The 2961-nt window shown below is 59.3% G+C and carries 5 protein-coding genes; all 5 read left to right on the top strand.

Going from position 1 to position 2961, the window contains the following annotated elements; genetic code table 11:
• The first annotated feature begins 107 nt into the window (after positions 1-107).
• Entirely contained in the window at positions 108-518 is a 411-nt protein-coding gene (locus RMN95_RS10915; RefSeq protein WP_309616945.1) for a prepilin-type N-terminal cleavage/methylation domain-containing protein, read from the top strand.
• Between the two features lie 152 nt (positions 519-670).
• The gene (locus tag RMN95_RS10910; RefSeq protein ID WP_309616944.1) at positions 671-1102 is read left to right on the top strand and encodes a prepilin-type N-terminal cleavage/methylation domain-containing protein; all 432 of its coding nucleotides are present in this window, start codon (positions 671-673) and stop codon (positions 1100-1102) included.
• 99 nt (positions 1103-1201) lie between these two features.
• Positions 1202-1876: a prepilin-type N-terminal cleavage/methylation domain-containing protein gene (locus RMN95_RS10905; protein WP_309616943.1), complete on the top strand. Its 675-nt coding sequence runs from the start codon at positions 1202-1204 to the stop codon at positions 1874-1876.
• Positions 1869-2534, top strand: a complete 666-nt coding sequence (locus RMN95_RS10900; RefSeq protein ID WP_309616942.1) for a prepilin-type N-terminal cleavage/methylation domain-containing protein — start codon at positions 1869-1871, stop codon at positions 2532-2534. The genes RMN95_RS10905 and RMN95_RS10900 overlap by 8 nt, the downstream gene beginning before the upstream one ends.
• The coding region (locus tag RMN95_RS10895; RefSeq protein ID WP_309616941.1) for a hypothetical protein at positions 2531-2961 on the top strand (431 nt) is incomplete at its 3' end. The genes RMN95_RS10900 and RMN95_RS10895, both read left to right, overlap by 4 nt.

Below are 2961 nucleotides of genomic sequence, written 5' to 3'. Positions count from 1 at the left end.
CCGCTCATGATCGCCGTCATCGGCACGATCATCGGCGGGATGATCGTTGCGCTGTACATGCCGATCTTTACGATCACACAGCAGATTAAGTAACCGGTAGCGTGCCGATGATTGTGGCGCGAGAGCGAGCCCGCAGGGCAGGCCAGGGTGGCTTTACGCTTATAGAACTCGTCGTCGTCATCGTCATTCTGGGCGTGCTGGCCGCAGTCGCCGTTCCGTTCTTCCTGGGCCAGCGCGACGCGGCTTTGAAGGCAACCGTGACGAGCGATCTCGTGAACGCCGCGATCACCGTGGAGTCCTTCGGGGCGGCTCACAGTGGCAACTTTTCCAGTTTCCCTGTCGCGAGCACTAGCAACGGCATTCGGGGTTCGGGTGGCAATGTCATCACGGTTACCCTCTCGACGAACTCATACACGATCAGGGGTACAAATCCGTCTCTGACAGGTTTGACAGATTTCCAGTGGTACGACCGTGCCTCTGGCGGGCTTCAGGAGTGGGGCCGGCCGGCTGCGCCCTAACGGCTGGCCCTCCTTTTGGGGCTAAAAAAGGCCGGTACTACCCCTGTTTGTGGGATTACGGGGGCGTGGCACGCTCCGTCATCATTACCTCGGGGGGCAGTTCATTGGGGACCGCCTGTATCCATTTCACACACTCAGACGGGAACACAACCATGCTTGTCACATTCAACAAGGCAATCGTCGCTCGCCGCGACGGTCTTAAAGAGGGCCAGAAGGGCTTCACGCTCATCGAGCTCCTCGTCGTCATCATCATCATCGGCATCCTCGCCGCAATCGCAATCCCGGTCTTCCTGAACCAGCGCGAGAGCGCCTGGAAGGCGTCTGTTGCGAGCGACCTGAAGAACGCTGCGGTCGTCGTGGAGACATACGCGACCTCGAAGAACGGTTCCTACCTACTGTTCCCGGAAACTTCCGCCACCAGTCTCACTAACGGAAAAATCAAAGTCAGCGAGGGCAATACCGTCGACGTGGCTGTGTCCACTGATGGCACTTCCTACATCCTTACAGGGAAGAATTCCAACATCACAGGTGGTAGCCAGAAATACGAAAGCGCCACCGGTGGCCTCAAGAAATGGACACCGTAACCGGCTGAGCAGAGCCTGTTGATGCGGGGCTCGAATTTTCGGGCCCCGCATTCGCCTTACTAGCACCACACGACCAATCGAGAGTGAAGGGAGACTCCGGTGAAGCGACTCACATGGCTGATATCGAATAACAACAACGCAGACCGCGGTATGACCCTCATCGAGGTCATCGTTGCCATCAGCATCATGGCGATCGTCGCCACCTCGGCCATTACGCTGTCGATCAGTAGCGTGTCATCCACCACTGTCGGCCAGCGCCAGCAGGTCGCCGTGGCGATCGCCAGCAACACGATGGAGACGGTCACGGCTCACACTCTCGTCGCGAACAACGCGACCGGGGAAAGCCGCATCTTCGATGGCCGCACGCAGGCGCGCGTCGCTGCAGCGTGGACCGCGAGCCCGGGCTTCCCGGGCGTGGATACGACCTATCAAATGTCAGACATGTTCGCAACCACGAGCTCTCGGCCTGATCTCGCGATCGATACCGACTTTCCCGCGAATGACCCGACACCGCCGACCGTACTCAACGGCACAAGATATCGCGTGCGCACGCTCATCGGCCTGTGCTTCCAGAAGAACAGCGGTGGAAACTGCGACCTTCTCGCAGGCAGGACGGGGGCTTCTCCGGAGCCGGATGGCTATAGCAAGTTGATCCGCGTCATGGTGATCGTGAGCTGGACTGCCGGGGAGGGTTGTGCCTCTGGCAGCTGCACCTACCAGACCACAACGTTGCTCGATCCGCACCTGGACTTGAAGTGGAAGATCGATGGCTGACCACATCTTCACCGCGCCAGGCGAGCCCGACCGCGGCTACACCATTATCGAAGTCATCGTCTCGATCGGCATTTTTACCCTGTTCATCGCCATGATGCTGACGACTATCGTGGCCATCTCGCAGAGTTCCACCCGAACCCAGCTCGTCGGTGAATCTACCAACGGGGCTATCACCGTCTTCGGCGCACTCGACCGTCAAGTGCGCTATTCCGACGCCATCAACTACCCTGGTCCCCTGCTGCCCGGCAAACAATACGTAGAATTCCGCACTCCCGCCGAAAGCACTGCCACCCGCGTCACGACCTGCACTCAGTGGATGTTCGACCCCGCTGAGAAGTCACTCAGTTCGCGCACCTGGCCCGATGTGGCCGGCTCCACCGAAACTCCCTGGGTCATTCGCTTGAGTAACGTCATTGACGACCAAACAACAGGTTCGTCATACCCGTTCACACTGGTACCCGTCGGGCTTTCGGGCTCGTCGATGCAGAAGCTTGTTGTCGCACTTCACGCCGGCAATCAGGCCCTTGACCAGGGTGCACAGTTCACCAGTTCATTCGTCGCCCGGAACAGTTCGACAAAATCGCCCAGCAACGCCGACGTCGACGCCAACCTTGTTAGCGATACCCCCGTATGCGTAAGAACAGGGAGCAGATCATGATCCGCCTTCTCAGACTTAGCACGGCGTGGCGAGACCGCGCGCGCAACGGTGACACCGCCGACCGTGGCGTCGCGATGCTCACCGCAATATTCTTCATGGTCATTGTTGCGGGGCTCTCGGTCGTGCTCCTCAGCGTGACGCTGTCTCAGCAGGCTCCAACAAACACGGCGCAGAAGAGCACCAAAACCATTTACTCCGCTCAGGCCGGGTTGCAAGCGGCCCTTGGCGTGATTCGAACAGCGAATGGTGTTCGAAACACCGCTGGAGAGGTTCTCGGGGCCGTCGATAAGCTTCCGTGCACCATGGGAGGGACGGTCGAAGGGACGGGAACTGGCACCTCGTATCAGGTGGACCTGAACTATTTCACCGTCGATCCGAGCGGGAAGGATGCGAACTGGCGGGCCGCCAACAAAATGTCGTGCACCAA

It is taken from the genome of Salinibacterium sp., assembly GCF_031364185.1.
Taxonomy (GTDB): Bacteria; Actinomycetota; Actinomycetes; order Actinomycetales; family Microbacteriaceae; genus Rhodoglobus.
This window is presented reverse-complemented; position numbering and strand designations above follow the sequence as displayed.

Coding starts and splice junctions, on each gene's coding strand:
- RMN95_RS10915 (WP_309616945.1), top strand. CDS start 108: ATGATTGTGGCGCGAGAGCGAGCCCGCAGGGCAGGCCAGGGTGGCTTT.
- RMN95_RS10910 (WP_309616944.1), top strand. CDS start 671: ATGCTTGTCACATTCAACAAGGCAATCGTCGCTCGCCGCGACGGTCTT.
- RMN95_RS10900 (WP_309616942.1), top strand. CDS start 1,869: ATGGCTGACCACATCTTCACCGCGCCAGGCGAGCCCGACCGCGGCTAC.